The organism is Antrihabitans stalactiti, from assembly GCF_012932915.1.
Classification (GTDB): Bacteria; Actinomycetota; Actinomycetes; order Mycobacteriales; family Mycobacteriaceae; genus Antrihabitans; species Antrihabitans stalactiti.
Genome location: NZ_VCQU01000003.1, coordinates 280,245 through 299,864 on the forward strand (window position 1 = coordinate 280,245; position 19,620 = coordinate 299,864).

Genomic DNA, 19,620 nt, shown 5'->3' on the forward strand with positions numbered 1-19,620 from the left:
GGAGTGCTATCCGATGAATCGCAGGTCTGAGATCGTTCCGCTCGCGACGAGCATGATGTAGAAATCGGTGAGCATCAGGGTGCCCAGCGTGATCCACGCCAGCTGCATGTGCCGTGTGTTGAGTTTCGATACCTGCGTCCAGATCCAATAGCGGACTGGGTGTTTCGAGAAGTGCTTCAGCCGTCCGCCCGTGATGTGGCGGCACGAATGGCACGACAACGTGTAGGCCCAGAGCAAGATCACGTTGCCGAGGAGGATGACATTGCCGAGGCCGAACCCGAACCCACCAGGACTGTGGAACGCCACGATCGCGTCGTAGGTGTTGATGATCGAAATGATCGCGGCCGCATAGAACAAGTAGCGGTGCGCGTTCTGAATGATCAGCGGAAAGCGCGTCTCACCCGAGTACTTCGCGTGCGGTTCGGCGACCGCACAGGCGGGCGGCGACAACCAGAAGGCGCGGTAGTACGCCTTTCGGTAGTAGTAGCAGGTCAGCCGGAACAAGAGCAGGAACGGCAGGCCGACGAACGCCAACGGAATGATCATCGGCAGGTCCGGAAGCGGAGTGCCGAAATGGCTCGAGCCTTCCACACACGATGTCGACAGACATGGTGAGTAGAAAGGGGTCAAGTAGTGGTAATCCGCGACGTAGTACGCGCTTCGGACGAACGATCTCGTTCCCGCGTATACGACGAAGATCCCAAGGCCGATGGCTGTCACCAATGGGGGCAGCCACCAGCGATCCGTCCTGAGCGTGCGTGCGGCGATCTGTGCCCGTGAAGGGGAAAAGACCCCGGTGCTTTGTTCGTTGGCTGGTGCGCTCACTTGGTCCGCTCGCGCGAGTGGAACCCGAGACCCTCGTCCTGAGCGCCCAACCATGCTGACTCGTCGGACTTGTTGTCCGGAACGTAGATGACGTCGCGCTTGGGCGCGCTCGACGTGACCTTCGGCGGCGGTGACTCTTCGAGCTCTGCGACGTCGATATCGAGTCGATCGAGGTCGTTTGCCAATCGGCGCACCGACCGGGCGTCGCCGTATTGCGAACGCAGGGTGCCGATGCACTGTCTGAGCTGGCCCAATGTCTGGTGTAGCTCGTTGAATTCGGTGGGTGCCATGTGTGTACCTCCGAGGGGCTGTGTGACGGAACGCACACTACGTCATCATAGGTGGCGCTACTGGGTAGTTCGCTAGACGAAGTGTCGACCTGGAAACGTGACCCTCGTCACTCTCCATCGTGCCAGAAAACGGTCAGCCTGCAGCGAGTTCGATGGCCGCTTTCGGCATCGCGAGTTCGCGCACTCGTTGGACCAGGCCGGCGATCGCATGCGCAACGTCCGGCGCTCGTTCGAGCAGCACGCTGTGACCGGCGCCGTCGAGGCACACCAGTTCGGAACCGGGTAGCCGGGCGGCCATGGCAACCGAATGGGTGAACGGCGTCATCAAGTCGTCGGAGCCGCCGAGGACAAGTGACGGAATGTTTTCCAGCATCGGCAGGGTCTCGGATTCGTCGAAGCCGATGAACGAATCGACGAAGCTCGTCATCGTCACCACCGACGTGTCGTTCAGCATGGCTGCGGCGACGGCGACCATCTTGGGGCTCACCTTGCCGCCGCCGAACATGGTGTTGCGGACGATCGCTTCACATACCTTGCTGCTCAATCGTTTCGACATGTGCATGAAGCCCGGCGCGCGTTCGACAGCGCGGCACAGCATCGACATGGCGGGGCGGCGCAACCAGCGGCCCATCCCGTCGTCGGCAAGTCCGTTGGCCGCTGACGCGATCAGCCCGATACCGGCGATCCGGGTGCCGATGGCTTCGGGGTTCTGCCGTGCGTAGACGAGGGCAGTCATCGCGCCCATCGAATGGCCGACGAGAATTATCGGTCCGGCAGGGACGACGGCGCGGATCACGGCGTCGAGATCGTGGCCGAGTTGATCGATCGTGTACGTCTCGACCGGTGCTTCGCCGGAGGCGCCGTGGCCGCGATGGTCGTAGAAGACCATGCGCACTTCGGCTCCCCACGCGTTGGAGAGGTAGCTGCGGAGGTAGCGCCAGGAATCGGCGCGAAGGCAGTGACCGTGTACGAAGACGACCGTGAGCGGTGCGTTTCTGTGGCCGAATTCGCGGCCTGCGAGCGGGACTCCATCATCGGCCGACACCGTGAAGCGATGACCGTCGAAGTCGGCGGCGGCTACATGTTGAGTAGACAGCATCGAGGTCTCCCGGGTTTGGGTTCCTGACTCGGATGTCGCCGTGTCGGGCGAGTCCGTTACTGCGTATTCGTTGCTGGATCACCTGGGTATTGGGATGGTTACCCAGAAATAGCTATTACGGTGCAGGTGACATGCAACCGTTATTGAGCCGGTGTCGAACTGAAGCCGCAGCGCGCTGATCCGCCTTTTATCCAAACATCTTGCGAAATGTCTAGAGCCACTTAGAAATCGCTACGAGGCGCGCTGTTGGAGAAGGTCGACAGCGGCCGGGAGGCTGTCGATGCGCCCCACTTCCGGCGGCAGATCCACATCGTCCCAGCCGGGGCCTGCGACGAAAACCCGCGCTTGCGCGTCGATTGCCGTCTGTACTGCCGACAGGTCGGCGGTATCGGGACCCTGTGCCCACAACACCGCCGTCGCGCGACCCTCGCCGCGGCTGAGCGCATCGCCCAAGGCGTCGTCGGGCACCCCGGCGCCGAGCATGCTCGCCGCGACATGCGCTTCGGCGAGTGCTGCGCGCAATGCTTCCAGCGGCAGCGCATGCGATTCGTTCGACGTGCACGCCAACACGACGGCATTGCGCCGATCAGCTGCAGGGGCAGGCAATCGGTGCAGGCTCGTCGTGACCGCCCACGACAGGATGTGTTCGACGTCGATGCAACCGCCGGCGTCGTACTGCTGTTCGACCACGCTCGCGAACGCAGGTCGGCAGAGGTGGTCCCACGTGGCGACCACGCCGTGTTCGCGGAAGTTGCTGTCGAGTATGCCGAGCAGGTCGGCCGAATCGAGTCGAAAAGCCGCGGCCAGCAACCGGTCGAGGTCGTCCGATGCGGGTTGACGCTGCGGAATAGCCGTCCGTGCAGCGCTTGCTGGGCTCGCCCCCGCGCGGATAAGCGCGACCATTCTTTCGAGGATCGCGATGTCGGCTTCCGTGTAGTTGCGGTGCCTGCCGCGTTGATGACGTTGCGGGCCGATCCCGTACCGCAAGGTCCAGCTCCGGAGCGTGGGCGTCGGCACGCCAAGGCGCTCGGCAACGGCACGCACCGTGTACGCGGGCGTGCTCTGGTCGATGACGAGTTGTGTGTCGATGTCCCCATCTTCGCGCATGCCGCCAACGGATTGGTGTTTGCCGAGACTATCCGCCGATCATGACCGAAAAAAACGATGCACAAACGATGCAATCTGGTCGAAAAAATGCCACAATCAAGACATGGACGCACGCAGGGACGACTGATGGCAACGCTCTATGCGCCGACGAAGCTGTGCGCGGACGAATCCGAAACGCTCTCGGAGTTGATCGCCGGCGTCGCGGCGGGCGACGAAGCCCCGTTCGTCCGGCTGTACGACGCCACGGCGGGCAGGGTGTACGGCATGGCTGTGCGCGTGGTTCGCGATCAAGGCCATGCCGAAGACATCACGCAAGAGGTATTCGCGGAGGTCTGGAACAAGGCGCGCCAATTCGACCCCGCCCGCGGAACGGCGTTGGGCTGGTTGCTCACCTTGGCGCACCGCCGCGCGATCGACCGCGTGCGGTCCGAGCAATCGCGCCGAGACCGCGAAAACCAGTGTTTGACAATGGAAGTCCGCAGAAGCTACGACGACCCGGTATCCGATTCGGTCATCGCGAAGGATTCAGGCGAACGCGTGCAAGCAAATCTCGACGATCTCACCCACTTGCAGCGCCAGGCGCTGCAACTGGCGTATTACAACGGCCTGACCTATCGCGAGACGGCAGGCGTGCTCGGAGTGTCGTTGTCCACGGTCAAGCAGCGCATCCGTGGTGCGATGGCCAGACTTGCCCACATCGTCGACGAGCGGAGCTTTGCCTGACTTCAGGCCGACTGCCGACCGAGTTGGTGGCGCAACGTCGCCTCCAGTGTGGGGTGCCTGAACCGGTGTCCGAGAGTTTCCAGCCGGTCCGGCACGACGAACTGATCGGCCAAGGCCAGCTCGTCAGCGCCTTCCTTGCCCAACAAGATTCGTGGCCCGAAGGACGGGACGGGAAGCACCGTCGGACGTTTCAGCACAGTTCCCAACGTGTCCGTGTATGCCCTGTTCCGGATAGGTTGCGGTGCAACTGCATTGAGGGGCCCGCGGACCCGCTCGTCGTACAGCGCCCGGTAGTAGACGTCGATGAGGTCGTCGAGGCCGATCCACGACAGCCACTGCCTGCCGTCGCCGAGCGGCCCGCCGAGGCCGGCCGCGAACAGCGGGTACTGCAGTTTGAGTGCGCCGCCCCGAGACGACTGGACGATTCCGGTGCGCACCTGCACTACTCGCAGGCCCGCCTCCTCCGCAGGCGCGGTCGCGGCTTCCCAATCGGCGACCACGTCGGCGAGAAATCCGTCGCCGCGAGAACTCTCTTCGGTCAACGGTTCCGCACCACGGTCGGCGCCGTAGAACCCGATTGCCGACGCCGTCACGAACGTTCGCGGACCGTTATTCGTGGTTGCAGCAACTCGGGCCAACTCGCGGGTCGGCCCGATGCGACTCTCGCGCACGATTCGCTTGTGCACCTTGGTGAATCGTCCGGCGATGGACGCACCCGCCAAATGGATGACGGCGTCGACGCCGTCGAGCAGGTCCGCCGCGGGATGGGCGGTATCCCAGCGACGTTCGTCGTCCGAGCTCGGGTCGTGGCGCACGAGGCGGACGACACGGTGACCGCCGGTCGTGAGGAACGCCGTCAACGCGGACCCGACAAGTCCGGTGGCGCCGGTCACGGCGACGGTCATCGGGACGGCGCCTTCGCTCGCAGCAGCGTCGTGTGCGGCCAGATCTTCGGTCAGCTGGCGGTGCCGGTAGGCGAACATCGAGCGCAACAACGCTGCAGGGACGGGAGTGTCGACGTGGTCGGTCATGCGGGTGGCGTTGGGACCGAGTTCTTCGAATTCGTGAGTGTGCCGCCAATGGCCGATCGCTCGGACCGGCCACGAGGCCGGACCGCTGTGGCCCAGTGCGTCGACGAACTGCCGTGGCGGGTCGTATTCGGTGCTGTCATGGTCGGCTACCCAACGGAGTCCAGCTGGGAAGCCGAGGACAGCGCGGCCGTCTTTCAGCGAAGGCGATTCTGCAACCACATGCATCGGTTGCCACGGGGGCGAGAGTCGCGTTATGGCACCCGGCCTCGCATGCCAGTCGAACACAACCGACCGCGGAAATTCGAGGACGCTCGAAAACTCGATGCTCATTCCAACTCCAATCGAGGGGGGCGCGTCACACGGTGCAGAGCGGGCGGGTCTCGTCGAGTCCGCCCGTCGTCGGCGACGTGAGCAGCAGGCAGGCGTTGTATCCGCGGGATTCGACGACGGACCGGATTTCGCGCCATTGCTCATAACTTACGGCTGGTGTGCGCGATAGCACGAAGCCCGACAGTCGAGCCGGATCACCCACGAACGCCCAGGAGTAGTCGTCGGCGATGAAAGTGACGATGTAATTGGTGGGACCGTCGGGTGTGGACTGGAACGGAACTCCGGGAAAGCTGACATGCAGTTGCGCCTGCGTCGTCGCGTCGTTGACTCGAGCGTTGCCGATGATCCGGTTCTCGCCACCCGTCCAAGTGGTGCAGCGGTTGTCGACGCGGACGTTCGTCGGATCGTTCAACGAGTAGGTCGCGCGGGTGTCGCGGGCACATTCGAGGCTGAACGGTTGTGGCACCGACGCCAGCTGGAACCAGGTGCCGAGGTAGCGCTCGACGTCAAGGGATGGGACGGGCTGCAGGTCAGCGGCCTGCGCGACGCCCGGTGTGCACACCCATGTCATCGCAGCGAACAACCCGACGCCGACTGCCCGCATGTATTTGATCACTGTCATTGTTCGGAGCCCCGGTTGCGGACGGATAGGTGTGTGATCCGCGTTACTCGTCGAGATCGTGACGTGTCTGACCGCGTCTGGGCTCCGAACACATCACATGCGCGAATCGAATGGCCCGCGAGGCCGCAGCGTCGCGGTGATCGGTAGCGGCGTTGCCGGGCTGACGGCAGCCTACGTGCTCGCCAAGCACGACCGCGTCACTCTCTACGAGGCGGACGACCGATTGGGGGGCCATGCCCGCACCCATGACATAGACCTCGGCTCCGGTCGGCACGTGAGCGTCGATACTGGATTCATCGTTCACAACGACCGCACCTACCCGACGCTGCTGCGACTGTTCGAAGAACTCGATGTGGCGACTCAGGACTCGGATATGTCGATGTCGGTCCGCTCGTCGGCATCGGGCCTCGAATACGCCGGCGCCAAGGGGCTTTCGGGGCTGTTCCCCACGATCGGCACGGTCGGGCGCGGGCGCTACCTGGCGATGCTCGCCGACGTCAGACGTTTCCACAAGCATGCACGCGCTGCCCTCGCGCTACCTGCCGATGCGGAGGACGAATCGCTGGGCGAGTTCCTCATCAGACATCGGTTCAGCGACTTCTTCCTCGAACATTTCATGCGACCGTTGGTGGCTGCGGTGTGGTCGTGCGATCCGAAGATCGCGCCCGAATATCCGGCCCGGTATCTGTTCCGCTTCCTCGAACACCACGGCATGTTGACCGTTTTCGGATCGCCTCGGTGGCGCACGGTCACAGGCGGGTCTGCCCGGTATGTCGAGAAGGTCGCGGCGACTCTCGACGTGGTCCTCATGTCCACGCGCGTCACGCGAATAGTTCGGTCCGCCAATGGGGTTTCGATCACCGATAGCAACAATGCAGTACGTAATTTCGACGCAGCGGTGGTCGCCGTGCATCCGCGCCAAGCGTTGGATCTCCTCGCCCAACCGACGTTGCTGGAGTCGGTCGTGCTGGCCGCAATGCCGTACTCGGTCAATCGTGCGCAGCTGCACACCGACGAATCCGTCCTGCCGCGTGCGGCGCGCGCTCGTGCGTCCTGGAACTATCTGATTCCGTCCACCGACGAGGACGGCGTGGTCGTGACCTACGACCTGACGCGTCTGATGCGCCTCGACTCCGTCGCCGATCGACGATTCCTGGTCACGCTCGGTGGCGAACGCTACGTTGCGCCGGAGTCGGTGATCGCCGAAATGACCTACGAGCACCCGATCTATACCCCGGAATCCGTTGCAGCGCAATCTCGTCTGCCGGAGCTCGGGTCAGATGTGCTCGCGTTCGCAGGCGCGTATCACGGTTGGGGCTTCCACGAAGACGGTGCCGTGTCGGGGCTGCGAGCAGCTGAGCGAATCGGCGGATCGTGGACCGGAAGTAATGCGGAACACTCGCGCGAAGGTGCTGTGACGACGTGACCGCACCCGCCCTGTACGACACGACTATCTGGCACATCCGGACCGATCCGGTGCGTCACTCGTTCTCCTATCGCAGCTACAGCTGGTATGTCGATGTCGACGATTTGCCAAGGCCCCCGCGCGTCCTACGGCCGTTTGCGCGCTTCCGGGCCGACGATCACCTGGAACCGCCGGGAGCCGACCTGCGTGCGCGCATCGATGGGTTTCTCGCGGAACATGGTGTCGAGTGCAGTGGCAGGATCACCTGCCTGACCAACGCGCGCGTTCTCGGCCACGTCTTCAATCCGCTCACTCTTTTCTGGTGCCACGACACGGACGGCAACGTCACCAACGTCGTTGCGGAGGTGCACAACACCTACGGCGGCAGGCACAGCTACCTGTTGCAAACCGATGCCAAAGGGCGAGCGAGGACGGACAAGAAGTTCTATGTGTCGCCGTTCAACGACGTCTCGGGGTCCTACGACATGTCCCTACCGGAGCCTGCTGAGCAGATGTCGCTGCGGATCGCCCTGCGCCGCGAAGGGCACGCCCCGTTCGTCGCCACGGTAGCCGGGGTGCGGCGGGATGCGACGACAGCCAATATCGTACGCACACAACTTCGCAATCCCCTGGCGCCACTCGCAGTATCAGCCCGAATTCGCAAGCAGGGCATCGCATTATGGGCGCGCGGTGTGCCGGTGGTGCCGCGCGGCATTACCGCAAGGCGAGAGGAATCGATCACATGAGTAGCCCGAGCATCGATGGCACCGCATCGAATTCATCAGACGTCGACGATCACATTTGGCAAGGGCTGGTGCAAGTGCCCAGGGGTCTGAAAGCGCGAATCCTCGGTCGTGGTGCCGACAGGCTGTTTCGACGTGCAGCAGCCCGGCTCGACCTACGCGTCGAGTATCCGGACGGCACCGTCATCGGCGCAGGACAGTTCGAGCACATATTGCCGCGCATGATCATTCGTCGCCCCGAGGCCTTCGCGGCGCGAATCGGTGCGCACGGTCTCATCGGGTTCGGCGAGGCATACATGGTCGGCGACTGGACTTCGCCCGACCCCGCCGCGGTGCTCACTGTGCTCGCGTCCCGGATCACCCACCTCGTTCCGCCGGCACTGCAGCGGATGCGGTCCTTGTTCGTCGCCACACCGCCACCCTCCGACGATGGTGCTGCGCACAACACCCAGGAGAACATCGCCAGCCATTACGACCTGTCGAACGAGTTGTTCGCCCTGTTCCTGGACGAGACGATGACCTACTCGAGCGCACTGTTCATCGAGCCCCTCTTCGAGCAATGGGACCAGCTTGCCGATGCGCAGCGCCGAAAGATCGATCGTCTGCTCGACGCCGCGAGTGTCGGTCCAGGGACGCGCCTGCTCGAAATCGGAACGGGCTGGGGGGAACTCGCTATTCGTGCAGCTGCGCGCGGCGCGGTCGTGCACTCGGTGACGCTTTCGCGTGAGCAGCAGGAACTGGCGCGGGTTCGAGTTGCCGAAGCCGGGCACGAAGATGCTGTGTCGATCGATCTGCTCGACTACCGCTCGATCGAGGGTTCCTACGATGCGATCGTGTCCGTCGAGATGATCGAAGCAGTCGGTCACCGATACTGGGAGACCTACTTCAAGGTCATCGACAACTTGCTCGTCCCCGGAGGAAAGGTTGCGCTGCAGGCGATTACGATGCCGCACGACCGGATGAAAGCCACTCGCAACACCTACACCTGGGTCCAGAAGTACATCTTCCCCGGCGGGTTTCTTCCGTCGTTGCGTGCGATCGAGGACATTACCGCCGAATGCACGTCACTTCGGGTCGAAGACACGTTCGCCATGGGTGAGCACTATGCGGAGACGTTGCGACTCTGGCGCGAGCGCTTCAGCGCGCATGGTCGGCAGGTGCTCGAACTCGGCTTCGACGAGACATTTCGCCGGATGTGGCAGTTCTATCTCGCGTACTCGGAAGCCGGCTTCCGGTCTGGCTACCTCAACGTCCACCAGATCGTCCTGAACAAATCACGGGAGCAATGATGGCCGAGGTCGATTGGGCATCGTTCGCCCTCGTATCGGGTTCGAGTGTGGTCGTTCTCGCTCTCGCACATGTGATCTCGTTCGACATCGGCCGGCGAATCGGGCGCTACAACGTGGTCGACGTGACCTGGGGAGTCGGGTTCGTCCTGGTGGCAGCGGTGGCGGCTGTGCTCGGCGACGGTGACGCCGCGCGCCGGGTGTTGCTGCTCGTACTCACGACAGTCTGGGGCGTTCGGCTCAGCTGGCACATGGTGCGCAAGTCGCGCGGCAAGGGAGAGGACCCGCGGTACACGGCACTGTTGGAACGGTCCGGCGGTAACAGTCCGCGCGTGGTGCTCCGACGGATCTTCTTCACCCAAGGGCTTGCGCAATGGTTCGTCTCGCTACCCCTGCAACTGTCGGCAGCAGTGGGGCCCACTCACCTGACCGTTGTGCTCGGCATCGGCGTTGTCCTGTGGGTGGCTGGCGTGTTCTTCGAAGCCGTCGGTGATGCGCAGTTGGCGCAGTGGAAGGCCGATCCGGCGAACAAAGGCAAGGTCATGGACTTGGGCCTGTGGGCCTGGACGAGGCACCCGAACTACTTCGGCGATTCCCTTGTCTGGTGGGGGCTCTGGCTGATTGCAGCGAGCGTGTGGCCCGGGGTGCTCACCGTGCTTTCACCGATTGCGATGACCTATTTCCTCGTCTTCGCCACGGGCGCAAGGCTGCTGGAGAAGACCATGTCGAAACGGCCAGGCTATCCCGAGTACCAGCAGCGGACCAGCTACTTCATCCCGCGGCCACCTAAGCGCCACGCCGCCCACGGCCGGGCGTAGTTCCTGTCCAGCGGCGGTACGCGCGGGTGAATCCGGCAGCGTCGTGGTAGCCGAGGCGGCCTGCGACGTCGTGCACAGTCAGGCCTGCGGTGCCGAGTAACTCGTCGGCGATGGTCTCGCGAACCTCTTCGATGAGCTCGCGAAACGAGGTCCCCTCCGCCTGCAATTGGCGCCGCAAGGTCCGTGGATCGACGTGCAGTTCGCCTGCGATCTGCTCCATCGTCGGTGATTCGTCGAGGCGGGCAAGGATGAGGGACCGGACGTGGCTTGCCACGCCGCGGCGCCGGCGCCTGGCATGCAGCAGCGCGTTGCATTGGTCTTCCAGCATTCGAGCGGTGACCGGGTCTGCTTGTGGGAGTCTCGCATCGAGCAGCGCGCGGTCGAATGCGATGACGTGGCGCTCGCGGGCGGTGAGCAAGTGTGCCTGGGGCATGCGAGAACGGATCGCAGCGGCCTCACGCCCGTCGAAGGTCGTTTCGAACCGCACGTCGGCTATGCGGATGCCGACGGCAAGCGGCATCAACGTCGCGAGTTTGGTGAGTTCACGCTCGACGAAGAAGGTGCGCATGTCCGCGGGTATCTCGTCGGCGTCGAAAACCACTCGGCCTTCCCGGTCGTCCTCTTCGAAGTGCGGCTTGATGAAGGCGAAGGACAGTCCGGCGTACCGGACGCCGATCCGGACCATATCGCGCACCGTCGGGCTGGAAAGCAATGCGTACGCCCAGATTCCGAAGTGGCCGATGGTGTAGCGCATTCCCGCGTCGACGCCGAGGCCGGGCGGGTTGCCGAGCCTGCGGACGAGGTTGCGGGCGATCGTCAGTTCCTGGCCGGCTTCCACCTCGAACATCGGGTCCGTGAGTTCGGCCGCCCGGATGCCGGAGCCGGCGAGCAGATCGGACTGTGCCACACCACGGTCGGTGCCGAGTTCGACGAGAATGCGTGCTGCGGCTGTACCGCGCGGGTGATCCCACGCGGGTGCGTCGCTGGTTGCGGTGGTCGTCATGTCCGAAAATGACAATACAACGCCCGGGAAGGACATAGGAAGGACGCGCGGCTCCGCATACCGTTCGCACATGCCTACAACGACACCCTCGGTAGCCATCATCGGCGCTGGATTCGGCGGCCTCGGCGCCGCTATCGAACTTGAACGCAACGGAATCGACTCCTACACGATCTTCGACCGCGGCCCCGGTGTAGGCGGTGTGTGGCGCGACAACACCTATCCCGGCGCCGCCTGCGATGTGCCCTCGCCGACCTACTCGTATTCCTTCGAATTGGAAAGCGAGTGGTCCGCGCGGTTCGGTTCACAAGCGGAGATCAAGGCGTACCTCGAGCGTTGTGCGGAGAAGTACGGAATTCTCTCGAAGGCGCGATTCAACACCGAGATCGTCGCTGCGAGGTTCGACGAGCCGACGGGCCGTTGGGAAGTGGAAGTCGACGGTGGCGAGAAGTTCTGGTTCGACGCGCTGATCTGCGCGACCGGCCAGCTGTCTCGGCCGAAGATTCCGGACCTGGACGGTTTGAACACCTTCGCCGGTGACCATTTCCATTCTGCGCGTTGGGATCACAGCGTCGACCTCCGCGGCAAGAAAGTCGCTGTCGTGGGCAGCGGTGCGAGCGCGGTCCAGCTGGTTCCCGCGATCGTCGACGAGGTGTCGGAGTTGCATGTCATCCAGCGGTCGCCGAACTGGGTGGGCAACAAGTGGAACCACAAGTCGAACCGGCAGGTGAAGTGGTTGATGCGCAACGTCCCCAGTCTGGCGCGGCTGCAGCACAACGTCGAGTGGGTTTGGTACGAAACGCGCGTTCCGATCATCTTCAACCAGTTCGATCCACTGCGCGGCGGGTTCCATGAGTGGCTCAAGTTCAAGATCCGCCGCGAAATCAAGGACCCTGAACTACGCAAAGCCGTGACGCCGAACTACAAAGTCGGGTGCAACCGGGTGTTGTTGTCCAACGACTGGTACCCCGCGCTCGATCGAGACCACACCACCGTGCATGCGAACGCCGTGACCAAGGTGACGCCAGCGGGATTGGTGCTCGACGACGGCACCGAGGTCGAAGCCGACGTCATCATCTGGTGCACCGGATTCACCGCCACCGAATACCTCGCGCCGATCGACATCACCGGACGCGACGGTCGCAAACTGCACACCGAATGGAAGTCCGGCCCCGAGGCATACCTCGGCATCGCGGTCTCGGGCTATCCGAACCTGTTCATGATCTACGGACCCAACACCGGTTCGCTGACCAACACGATCATCTTCCTACTGGAGAAGCAGGCCAGGTACGCGCGTCAGGCGATTCAGCGGATCGCACAGAACGGCGGCTGGATCGACGTTCGCCAGGATGTGCAGGACCAGTTCAACGCTGAGATCCAACGCAAGCTCGCCGGCACCGTCTTCACGAGCGGCTGCCCCGGTTGGTATCACACCGACGACGGCAAAGTCGTTGCCGTGTGGCCCGGTTCGCACGTCGCCTACGCCCGCGCGACAGGAAAGGTCGACTTCGACTCCTTCGAGCACGGCCGTCCCGACCGTGCGCGCGTCTGACCCTTCCGAGGGTGAAATTCACTCACAGTAGGTATTTCTAAGGCTCTCTTGGGAAAGGGCGAGAGTCGTGTAGATCGTCATGACAAATCGCGCGAAGATCGAATCTTTCGCGAATTCCTGCGGCCGAGCCCGTCGGAGGATCACGATTGCTTACCGTGGCCAAATACAGATCGTGGGCATTGCTGCTGGTAGTGGCGTTGGCGATGATTGGGTGCAGTTCGAAGGAGTCCAACGACGTAGAGGTGTTCACATGGTGGGCGTCGGGTAGCGAGAAGTCGGGGCTCGACGCCTTGGTCAAGGTTTTCGACGAGCAGCATCCGTCGCTGAATTTCGTCAACGGCTCGGTCTTGGGTGGCGCGGGCAGCAATGCGCGTGACGTACTGGCGTCCCGCATGGCGGCACACAATCCGCCGGACACCTTTCAGGTTCATGCCGGAATGGAATTGGCCGACTACATCAAAGCCGGCCAAGTGCAAGACCTCGCGGCGATGTACACCGAGAACGGGTGGCGCGATGTATTTCCCGCGCGGCTGCTCGAGCTGCTGACGGTCGACGGAAAGATCTACTCGGTTCCCTCGAATGTCCACCGCGCCAACGTCGTCTGGGCAAATACCGATGTGCTGACCCGGGCCGGAGTCGATCCCAAGCATCAACCCGCGAACCTCGACGAATGGTTCGGCGACCTGGACCGGATCAAAGCGACAGGAGTAACTCCCCTCGCCATGGGCAAGGACTGGACTCAGGTGCATCTGCTGGAGACGGTCCTGCTGGCACGCCTGGGTCCGGCGGCGTACACCGCATTGTTCGACAAGCGCGAGGGGTGGGATTCACCGCAAGTAAGCGGTGCGATCGGTGACTTCGCGCGGCTGCTGACGTACACGAATGCCGACAGCCAATTCTTGGATTGGTCCGATGCGCTGCAGCAGGTCATCGACGGCAAAGCTGCCTACAACGTGATGGGCGATTGGGCGGACGCCGCGTTTCGAGATCAAGGCAAGAAATTCGACGTCGACTACACCGCCTTTCCTGTGCCGGGTTCCCAAGGCTCGTTCGACTTCCTTGCCGACTCGTTCACGCTGCCCGTCGGGTCCAAGCACGAGACCGCGGCAAAAGCCTGGCTGACAACGGTCGCCAGCGCCGAGGGTCAGCGCGCATTCAACACAGCGAAAGGGTCTATCCCCGCGCGGACCGAGATGGACGCCGGCGACTACCCGAAGTACCAGCAGATCGCCCACGAGTCCTACACCAACGACGTGATCGTTCCCTCGCTGGCGCACGGTGCCGCGACGTCGGTCCGGTGGCTCGCCGACATCACAACCGCGGTCCGAGAGTTCGGCACCACGCATGACGTCGACAAACTACGGACCACTTTGGTGGCCGGCGCGACGAAGAACGGTCCGTAGCGACAAATTGCCAAAAGAAGTTGTGAGTCTTTTTGGAGTCCAGGGACTCCAAAAAGACTCACGAGGGGTGGTTCGTATATGAATCTACGCTTTTCTACCGTTTCCGATAGATAAGCGAATATTGGTAAGTCATTCCGTCTGCGCGCGCAGGTATCTGCCGAAATGCGGGACCGTGAATCCGATGGTCCCGCGCTCGGCTGAATAGATCAGACCCTTTTTGATGAGGCCGTCGCGGGCGGGTGACAGCGATGCCGGCTTTCTGCCCAGCTCAGCCGCAATCTTCGCCGTCGCGACCGGTCCGTCGTCGCCGGAGAGATCGGCCATCGCGCGCATGTACTCCCGTTCGGCGGGGGTCGCGCGTTCGTAGCGCGACCCGAAGAAGCCGACGGCCAACTCTTCTTCGGCGGTCGGTGCAGCAAGGAGCACGTCTTCTGCGGTGATCGGGCTGTCGGCGGCGAGGTCCCAGGTGGCTTTGCCGTAAGCCTGGACGAAGTACGGGTAGCCGTCGGCGGCGGCGTACAACGCATCCAATGCCTCGTCGGTGAACTTCACGTCTTCACGTTCGGCAGGCACGATCAGTGCCAGGTCCGCAGCGTCGCGATCGAGTCGGTCGATGCGGTGGTAGCTGAACAGCCGCTCGGAGTAGCTCTTCGACGCCGACAGCACGGCTGGCAAATGTGGAAGTCCGGCTCCGACGACGATGAGCGGCGCGGCGTCCTGGCTCAGCTCGTGGCAGGCTCCGCAGATCGCGGAGATGTCGTCGGCGCCGATGTCTTGCATCTCGTCGATGAAGATCGCGATGCCGACACCGATATCGCGGGCCAATTGTGCAGCTTCCAGCAGTAACTCGACCAAGTCGATCTCGATGTCACCCGAATCGGCACGACCCGTGATGGCTGGGACGTCGATGCCGGGCTGCCATCGCTCGCGCATGCCCTTGTCCGCAGTGGCGCGCAGGGCGAAAGCTTTGAGGATGCCGAGGAAGTCGTCGACTTGCTCGGGATTGCGATGAGCGGTCGCTATTGCACGGACCGCCATATGCAGTGCCGAGGACAACGGTCGGCGCAGCGACTGGTCCGGGCGGGCTTCGATCTTGCCGGTGCCCCACCCGCGCGAGACCGCAGCCGACCGCAACTGATTGAGCAGAACCGTCTTCCCGACGCCGCGCAGTCCGGTCAAGACGACGCTTCGCTCTGGGCGGCTGCGTGAGATCCGTTCGAGAACGACGTCGAATGCGTCGAGCTGTCTGTCGCGACCCGCGAGCTCAGGGGGCCGCTGACCTGCACCGGGGGCGTACGGATTACGAACGGGGTCCATGGAATTGGAAGTTAGCAATGCCTGTACCCGAATCTCGGTACATCTACGGCGTGTCCTAGAGGTCGCTAGCGATTGTTATCGACCGTGACCGTCATAGGAATATTCGCCTATCTACGACATTCGCTAGACCGCCTTACTGTGCGTGAGTTTGGCCCCCGGAGGGGCCAAACTCACGCACAGGCCGAAAGGCTAAGCCGTCGCGCCCTCTCGTTCGGCTGCGGCGGCGCTCTTGAGCATCTCGAATGCCACGGGCTGCCCGGCGGCGCCCCAATTGCCTTCCGGAACTTCGCGAATCAAGGTCCAGACGTGGAGCGCGTTCGCCTGTGCGTCGAGACAGGCGGCCTCGAGGACGGCGGTGTGCACGCCCGCGATCAGTTCGCCCTTGCGGCGCTCCGACAGCGCGCCGGCAGGGACCGTGATGTCGACGCGGAACCTGGGCTCGCCGCCAGGCCGTCCGCCGACCGCCAGCTTGGCCTCGTGGAGGTAGGTCCAGGTGATCTCGCGGAAGAACGAGGTATCCGGCGCCCGCTCGGCGCGCAGCAGGATTGTGGCCAATTCATCGAGCAGCTTCGCCGAGCGATCGGCGGGAATCGAGCCTTCGGGAATTGTGAGGTCGATCAGTGGCATCGGGACCAGCACCTTCGGTGATTGCGGATTATGTACTATTGCATAGTACTGAATCGGCGAGAAGTTGGCTAGGATCAAGGTGCGAGGAGGTGCGCAACGTGGCGAAGGAACTCGGTACCCGCGATCGAATGCTGGCCAGCGCCGTGCAGCTCATCCGCGAACGCGGAGTTGCCGGAGCGACGATCGACGCGATCCTGCAACGCAGCGAAGCGCCGCGCGGCTCGGTTTACTACCACTTTCCCGGCGGGCGCACGCAAATCGTCACCGAGGCAATCGGATTCGCGGGCACCTGGATCACGTCGATCATCGACAGGGCGGTCGACGCTCCCGATACGGGCAGTGTCCTGCTCGGATTCATCGCGTCGTGGAAACGACTGCTCACCGCGAGCGACTTCCAGGCGGGGTGCCCGATGGTCGCTGTCGCCGTCGACGGCATCGCCGAAGATCCGTCGTTACGCGAGCCTGCAGCGGCCGTTTTCGACGAGTGGCGCGCGGCCGTGTCTGCGCGTCTGCTCGCGGACGGCGTCGATGAAGGTCGCGCCGCGCGGTTCGCGAACATGGCGATCGCCTCGATCGAAGGCGCGGTGGTGCTGTGTCGGATCGAGCGAGACACGCGTCCACTCGACGACATCGGCCTCGAACTGGTCGCCTTGTTATCGACGATGACGCCGACCCCGGCAGGGGCTAGCGAGTAGCTTCACCCGGCGCGACGATGCCGTTGTCGAACGCGAAGACGATCGCGGCCGCACGATCGCGCAGACCGAGCTTCAAAAAGATGTGGCCGACATGGCTCTTCACTGTGACGCCGGATATGCCCAGTTCTGAGCCGATCTCGGTGTTGGTCCGTCCTCGACCGATCAACGTCAGCACATCGAGTTCGCGAGACGTCAGTTCGTTGGCGGCAGCAGGATTGTGCGCGGCGGCCGGAGTCGCCGATCGATAGGTGGTCAGCACCCGCGCCGTGACCGCTGGGTCCAGGAACGACCCACCCTCGGCGACGGTGCGGACCGCCCAGATCAGCTCTTCGGCCGGTGAGTCCTTGAGAATGAACCCTGCTGCGCCCGCGCGCAATGCGCCGGACAGAAGTTGATCGTCGTCGAAGGTTGTCAGTACCAACACGGGCGGCGAGTTGGTGCTCGCCTGCAACTGACGGGTCGCCTCGATTCCGCCGACGTTCTTCATCCGCAGATCCATGACCACGACATCGGGCCGGTAGGTCGCGACCGCAGCTGACACCTCGGAACCGTCACCACACTCGGCGACGATGACGAAACCGTCCCGTCGCCGCAGAATTCGGCGCAGGCCCGAGCGCACCAATTCCTGATCGTCGACCAGCAGAACACCGACCTCGGTTTCGGTCACTGGACTACACCGAGGATTCGAGAGCCAAGGCAAGAGTGACTGGAGCCGTTCGGGACCTCTGCCTGTACGCGCCACCCGGACTGCTCAGGACCGGCGGTCAGCCAACCGCCGAGCGATTCGATCCGTTGCCGCATGCCTTTCAGTCCGTTCCCACCTTTCAGCTGTGGATGGGAAGGCGGACCGTTGGGCGTCCCGTTCGCAACTTCCAAGGCAATTCCCCCATTGGTAATGGTGACGCTTACGTCGACAGCTGCGCCGGGTGCGTGCTTTGCCACGTTGGCGAGCGATTCTTGAGTCACTCGGTACAGGCTCAGCCCAGTTGCGGCGGTGACAGCGCTCGGTTCGCCGTGCATGTCGTAGTGCACAGGCAGTCCTGCGCGGCGAAAGTCTTCGATCAGCTCGTCGATATCGGCGAGCCCGGGCTCCGGCGCATTCTTGGAGGGGCCGACATCGAGCAGCCCGACCGTTCGGCGGATATCCGCCATCGCCTGGCGGCCGATACGTTCGGCGTCGGTCAGCGCGTCGATTGCCTCGTCGACATCGCGGTCTTGCTGCAGTGCGCGTCGTGCGCCTGTCACGTTGAGCAGCGTGATGCTCAGCGAATGCGCCACCACATCGTGGATCTCGCTGGCGATCCGTCGTCGCTCGTCGCTCGCTGCCGTCTGTGACCGAACGACTTGTGCGTCGCGCTCCTTGTGCAGCAGCTGCAGTTGACCGAGCAGCATTATGCCGAGCAGTGAGGCGAACAGAACTCCGGAGATGTTGAAATGCAGCTCGGTGGAATCGCCCTGGAAGAACACCAAGATCACCAGGACGGAGACCGCTGTCGTGAAGACGGCGACCCAGCGCGGCGACGACGCCGAGACCATGACGGCCATGACGATGAGGATCACCGGCGCGAAGTCGTAGCCGACCTGTTGCGTCATCAGTAAGGCGCAGCCGCCGCCGACCAAAATCGTCATGGCGGCACCGTTCTTGCTGGCGCGGGCGACGAACAGGGTGCACGGGATCAGCGCAACGACTCCGCCGACGAGGGCCCACACCGTCGGACCTGCGACGATGCGCTGGGTGGTGGCCGTAACGACGGTAGCGAACTCGGCAACGACCGCGAGCAGGATGTACCAGCTCGGGTAGTCGTAGCCGTGGGCCGGAGCGCCGCGGGTGAGGTAATCCACCAACTTCACCGAACAAGCGTAACCGCAGGTCAGGCCGTATGCATCATGCCGCGAGCGGGTTCGCGGTCCACCCACGGTAGGAGGTGATCACGGACCGGTCCGATTCGTCCGCCCGAGGGCGGAGCAAAAGACGCGACCACGGGACGGCGATACGGCGTTCGGATCTTCGTAGCGTCAGAGATGTCGAAGAAACGACACACAGGAGGGAACATCATGAGCTGGACAGAATTTCGTGCTCGCAAGGCCGTATTGGACGCCGTGCTCGATCAAGCCCGGGTTGTCGGCCCCGACCACATCGATATAGATCGAGTGCCTGACGTCGAGCGGCTCTTCGGCGGATCGGACAACGTTCTGCTGGCACTTGCACACAGGTGGAACACCCATCTGCAGGCCAAGCTGGAGAACGCGATCGACACCGGTCTCGACCCGGCCGCAGCGTGGACCGAGTTGGCCGGCGAGCAGCCGACCCTTCGAGCGCTACTCGACGTAGGTGCGCGCCGATCGGAAGCGCTGCGCGAAGCCGCACGCGGGGAGGCACGCACGATCCACGCAACAACAGCGCTATTGGTGCCGAATATCCTGCAAATCCGGGTCGGCGCGAAATCTGTTGCGTAAGTGGGACGTATGTAAACCGCAGTTCGTCGTGAATGTCGGTTATCGGAAGATAATCCACGTCGCGCTCCGGCCGCACCTGCCAGTAACATCGCCTTCGTCGATGCGTGAACGGATGTAACGATCCGGTCGTGAAAATCGAAATGAGGACGTTACTCTAATCACACCCGTATCACGCTGACCACGGTTTTGACTCTGCAGGGTTTGCCTTCGTTATGCAGATGTGTGTCAATTGAGATCGGGTCGAGTACCGGTCGGTGTTGATTCTCCGCACGGATTTGCGTGCGAACGAG

The 19,620-nt window shown here is 63.3% G+C and carries 20 protein-coding genes; 9 read left to right on the forward strand and 11 right to left on the reverse strand.

What is annotated here, in order from left to right; genetic code table 11:
- Positions 1 to 6: 6 nt before the first annotated feature.
- The 4 genes from FGL95_RS10390 to FGL95_RS10405 form a co-directional block, all read right to left on the reverse strand.
- Complete coding sequence (locus FGL95_RS10390; protein WP_169586298.1) at positions 7 to 825, reverse strand: hypothetical protein; 819 nt, start codon at positions 823 to 825, stop codon at positions 7 to 9.
- A complete protein-coding gene (locus FGL95_RS10395) occupies positions 822 to 1,115 on the reverse strand; it encodes a hypothetical protein (protein WP_169586300.1) in 294 nt (97 codons plus the stop codon). The genes FGL95_RS10390 and FGL95_RS10395 overlap by 4 nt, the downstream gene beginning before the upstream one ends.
- A 133-nt stretch (positions 1,116 to 1,248) precedes the next feature.
- Positions 1,249 to 2,214: an alpha/beta fold hydrolase gene (locus tag FGL95_RS10400; RefSeq protein WP_169586302.1), complete on the reverse strand. Its 966-nt coding sequence runs from the start codon at positions 2,212 to 2,214 to the stop codon at positions 1,249 to 1,251.
- A gap of 231 nt (positions 2,215 to 2,445) precedes the next feature.
- Complete coding sequence (locus FGL95_RS10405) at positions 2,446 to 3,321, reverse strand: MerR family transcriptional regulator (RefSeq protein WP_169586304.1); 876 nt, start codon at positions 3,319 to 3,321, stop codon at positions 2,446 to 2,448.
- 126 nt (positions 3,322 to 3,447) lie between these two features.
- Here FGL95_RS10405 and sigK point away from each other — a divergent pair, with 126 nt between their 5' ends.
- A complete protein-coding gene (gene sigK, locus FGL95_RS10410) occupies positions 3,448 to 4,044 on the forward strand; it encodes an ECF RNA polymerase sigma factor SigK (protein ID WP_169586306.1) in 597 nt (198 codons plus the stop codon).
- Between the two features lie 2 nt (positions 4,045 to 4,046).
- On the opposite strand, the gene FGL95_RS10415 is transcribed toward sigK, so the two are convergent.
- Complete coding sequence (locus FGL95_RS10415; protein ID WP_169586309.1) at positions 4,047 to 5,405, reverse strand: TIGR01777 family oxidoreductase; 1,359 nt, start codon at positions 5,403 to 5,405, stop codon at positions 4,047 to 4,049.
- A gap of 25 nt (positions 5,406 to 5,430) precedes the next feature.
- Positions 5,431 to 6,027: a lipocalin family protein gene (locus tag FGL95_RS10420; RefSeq protein WP_169586311.1), complete on the reverse strand. Its 597-nt coding sequence runs from the start codon at positions 6,025 to 6,027 to the stop codon at positions 5,431 to 5,433.
- A 97-nt stretch (positions 6,028 to 6,124) separates the two neighbouring features.
- Here FGL95_RS10420 and FGL95_RS10425 point away from each other — a divergent pair, with 97 nt between their 5' ends.
- From FGL95_RS10425 to FGL95_RS10440, 4 genes are read left to right on the forward strand one after another with little or no spacing between them, the layout of a single operon-like run.
- A complete protein-coding gene (locus tag FGL95_RS10425; RefSeq protein WP_169586313.1) occupies positions 6,125 to 7,453 on the forward strand; it encodes an NAD(P)/FAD-dependent oxidoreductase in 1,329 nt (442 codons plus the stop codon).
- Positions 7,450 to 8,178, forward strand: coding sequence for a DUF1365 family protein (locus FGL95_RS10430; RefSeq protein ID WP_169586315.1), 729 nt, complete (start codon positions 7,450 to 7,452; stop codon positions 8,176 to 8,178). Before FGL95_RS10425 ends, FGL95_RS10430 begins: the two co-directional genes overlap by 4 nt.
- On the forward strand, positions 8,175 to 9,464 hold the full coding sequence (locus FGL95_RS10435) for an SAM-dependent methyltransferase (RefSeq protein WP_169586317.1): 1,290 nt from the start codon (positions 8,175 to 8,177) through the stop codon (positions 9,462 to 9,464). Before FGL95_RS10430 ends, FGL95_RS10435 begins: the two co-directional genes overlap by 4 nt.
- Positions 9,464 to 10,279, forward strand: coding sequence for a DUF1295 domain-containing protein (locus FGL95_RS10440; RefSeq protein ID WP_169586319.1), 816 nt, complete (start codon positions 9,464 to 9,466; stop codon positions 10,277 to 10,279). Before FGL95_RS10435 ends, FGL95_RS10440 begins: the two co-directional genes overlap by 1 nt.
- Here FGL95_RS10440 and FGL95_RS10445 read toward each other — a convergent pair.
- Positions 10,248 to 11,282, reverse strand: a complete 1,035-nt coding sequence (locus tag FGL95_RS10445) for an AraC family transcriptional regulator (protein ID WP_169586321.1) — start codon at positions 11,280 to 11,282, stop codon at positions 10,248 to 10,250. The two genes, FGL95_RS10440 and FGL95_RS10445, sit on opposite strands and share 32 nt — an antisense overlap.
- A gap of 70 nt (positions 11,283 to 11,352) precedes the next feature.
- On the opposite strand from FGL95_RS10445, the gene FGL95_RS10450 reads away from it, so the two are divergent.
- Complete coding sequence (locus tag FGL95_RS10450) at positions 11,353 to 12,831, forward strand: flavin-containing monooxygenase (protein WP_169586323.1); 1,479 nt, start codon at positions 11,353 to 11,355, stop codon at positions 12,829 to 12,831.
- A gap of 155 nt (positions 12,832 to 12,986) precedes the next feature.
- On the forward strand, positions 12,987 to 14,234 hold the full coding sequence (locus tag FGL95_RS10455) for an extracellular solute-binding protein (protein WP_206071724.1): 1,248 nt from the start codon (positions 12,987 to 12,989) through the stop codon (positions 14,232 to 14,234).
- A 129-nt stretch (positions 14,235 to 14,363) separates the two neighbouring features.
- On the opposite strand, the gene FGL95_RS10460 is transcribed toward FGL95_RS10455, so the two are convergent.
- Entirely contained in the window at positions 14,364 to 15,551 is a 1,188-nt protein-coding gene (locus tag FGL95_RS10460) for an AAA family ATPase (RefSeq protein ID WP_169586325.1), read from the reverse strand.
- A gap of 189 nt (positions 15,552 to 15,740) precedes the next feature.
- A complete protein-coding gene (locus tag FGL95_RS10465; RefSeq protein ID WP_169586327.1) occupies positions 15,741 to 16,178 on the reverse strand; it encodes a tautomerase family protein in 438 nt (145 codons plus the stop codon).
- 89 nt (positions 16,179 to 16,267) lie between these two features.
- Here FGL95_RS10465 and FGL95_RS10470 point away from each other — a divergent pair, with 89 nt between their 5' ends.
- Entirely contained in the window at positions 16,268 to 16,873 is a 606-nt protein-coding gene (locus FGL95_RS10470; RefSeq protein ID WP_338079804.1) for a TetR/AcrR family transcriptional regulator, read from the forward strand.
- Here the strand turns inward: FGL95_RS10470 and FGL95_RS10475 are convergent.
- Together FGL95_RS10475 and FGL95_RS10480 are read right to left on the reverse strand one after the other, a co-directional pair.
- Positions 16,863 to 17,540 carry a response regulator gene (locus FGL95_RS10475; protein WP_169586329.1) on the reverse strand — a complete coding sequence of 226 codons (678 nt, stop codon included), beginning with the start codon at positions 17,538 to 17,540 and terminating at the stop codon, positions 16,863 to 16,865. The two genes, FGL95_RS10470 and FGL95_RS10475, sit on opposite strands and share 11 nt — an antisense overlap.
- The gene (locus FGL95_RS10480; RefSeq protein WP_169586331.1) at positions 17,537 to 18,724 is read right to left on the reverse strand and encodes a histidine kinase; all 1,188 of its coding nucleotides are present in this window, start codon (positions 18,722 to 18,724) and stop codon (positions 17,537 to 17,539) included. The genes FGL95_RS10475 and FGL95_RS10480 overlap by 4 nt, the downstream gene beginning before the upstream one ends.
- A gap of 204 nt (positions 18,725 to 18,928) precedes the next feature.
- Here FGL95_RS10480 and FGL95_RS10485 point away from each other — a divergent pair, with 204 nt between their 5' ends.
- Complete coding sequence (locus FGL95_RS10485) at positions 18,929 to 19,330, forward strand: hypothetical protein (protein ID WP_169586333.1); 402 nt, start codon at positions 18,929 to 18,931, stop codon at positions 19,328 to 19,330.
- Positions 19,331 to 19,620: the final 290 nt, after the last annotated feature.

Coding starts and splice junctions, on each gene's coding strand:
- FGL95_RS10395 (WP_169586300.1), bottom strand. CDS start 1,115: ATGGCACCCACCGAATTCAACGAGCTACACCAGACATTGGGCCAGCTC.
- FGL95_RS10400 (WP_169586302.1), bottom strand. CDS start 2,214: ATGCTGTCTACTCAACATGTAGCCGCCGCCGACTTCGACGGTCATCGC.
- FGL95_RS10405 (WP_169586304.1), bottom strand. CDS start 3,321: ATGCGCGAAGATGGGGACATCGACACACAACTCGTCATCGACCAGAGC.
- sigK (WP_169586306.1), top strand. CDS start 3,448: ATGGCAACGCTCTATGCGCCGACGAAGCTGTGCGCGGACGAATCCGAA.
- FGL95_RS10415 (WP_169586309.1), bottom strand. CDS start 5,405: ATGAGCATCGAGTTTTCGAGCGTCCTCGAATTTCCGCGGTCGGTTGTG.
- FGL95_RS10420 (WP_169586311.1), bottom strand. CDS start 6,027: ATGACAGTGATCAAATACATGCGGGCAGTCGGCGTCGGGTTGTTCGCT.
- FGL95_RS10425 (WP_169586313.1), top strand. CDS start 6,125: ATGCGCGAATCGAATGGCCCGCGAGGCCGCAGCGTCGCGGTGATCGGT.
- FGL95_RS10435 (WP_169586317.1), top strand. CDS start 8,175: ATGAGTAGCCCGAGCATCGATGGCACCGCATCGAATTCATCAGACGTC.
- FGL95_RS10440 (WP_169586319.1), top strand. CDS start 9,464: ATGGCCGAGGTCGATTGGGCATCGTTCGCCCTCGTATCGGGTTCGAGT.
- FGL95_RS10445 (WP_169586321.1), bottom strand. CDS start 11,282: ATGACGACCACCGCAACCAGCGACGCACCCGCGTGGGATCACCCGCGC.
- FGL95_RS10450 (WP_169586323.1), top strand. CDS start 11,353: ATGCCTACAACGACACCCTCGGTAGCCATCATCGGCGCTGGATTCGGC.
- FGL95_RS10460 (WP_169586325.1), bottom strand. CDS start 15,551: ATGGACCCCGTTCGTAATCCGTACGCCCCCGGTGCAGGTCAGCGGCCC.
- FGL95_RS10465 (WP_169586327.1), bottom strand. CDS start 16,178: ATGCCACTGATCGACCTCACAATTCCCGAAGGCTCGATTCCCGCCGAT.
- FGL95_RS10485 (WP_169586333.1), top strand. CDS start 18,929: ATGAGCTGGACAGAATTTCGTGCTCGCAAGGCCGTATTGGACGCCGTG.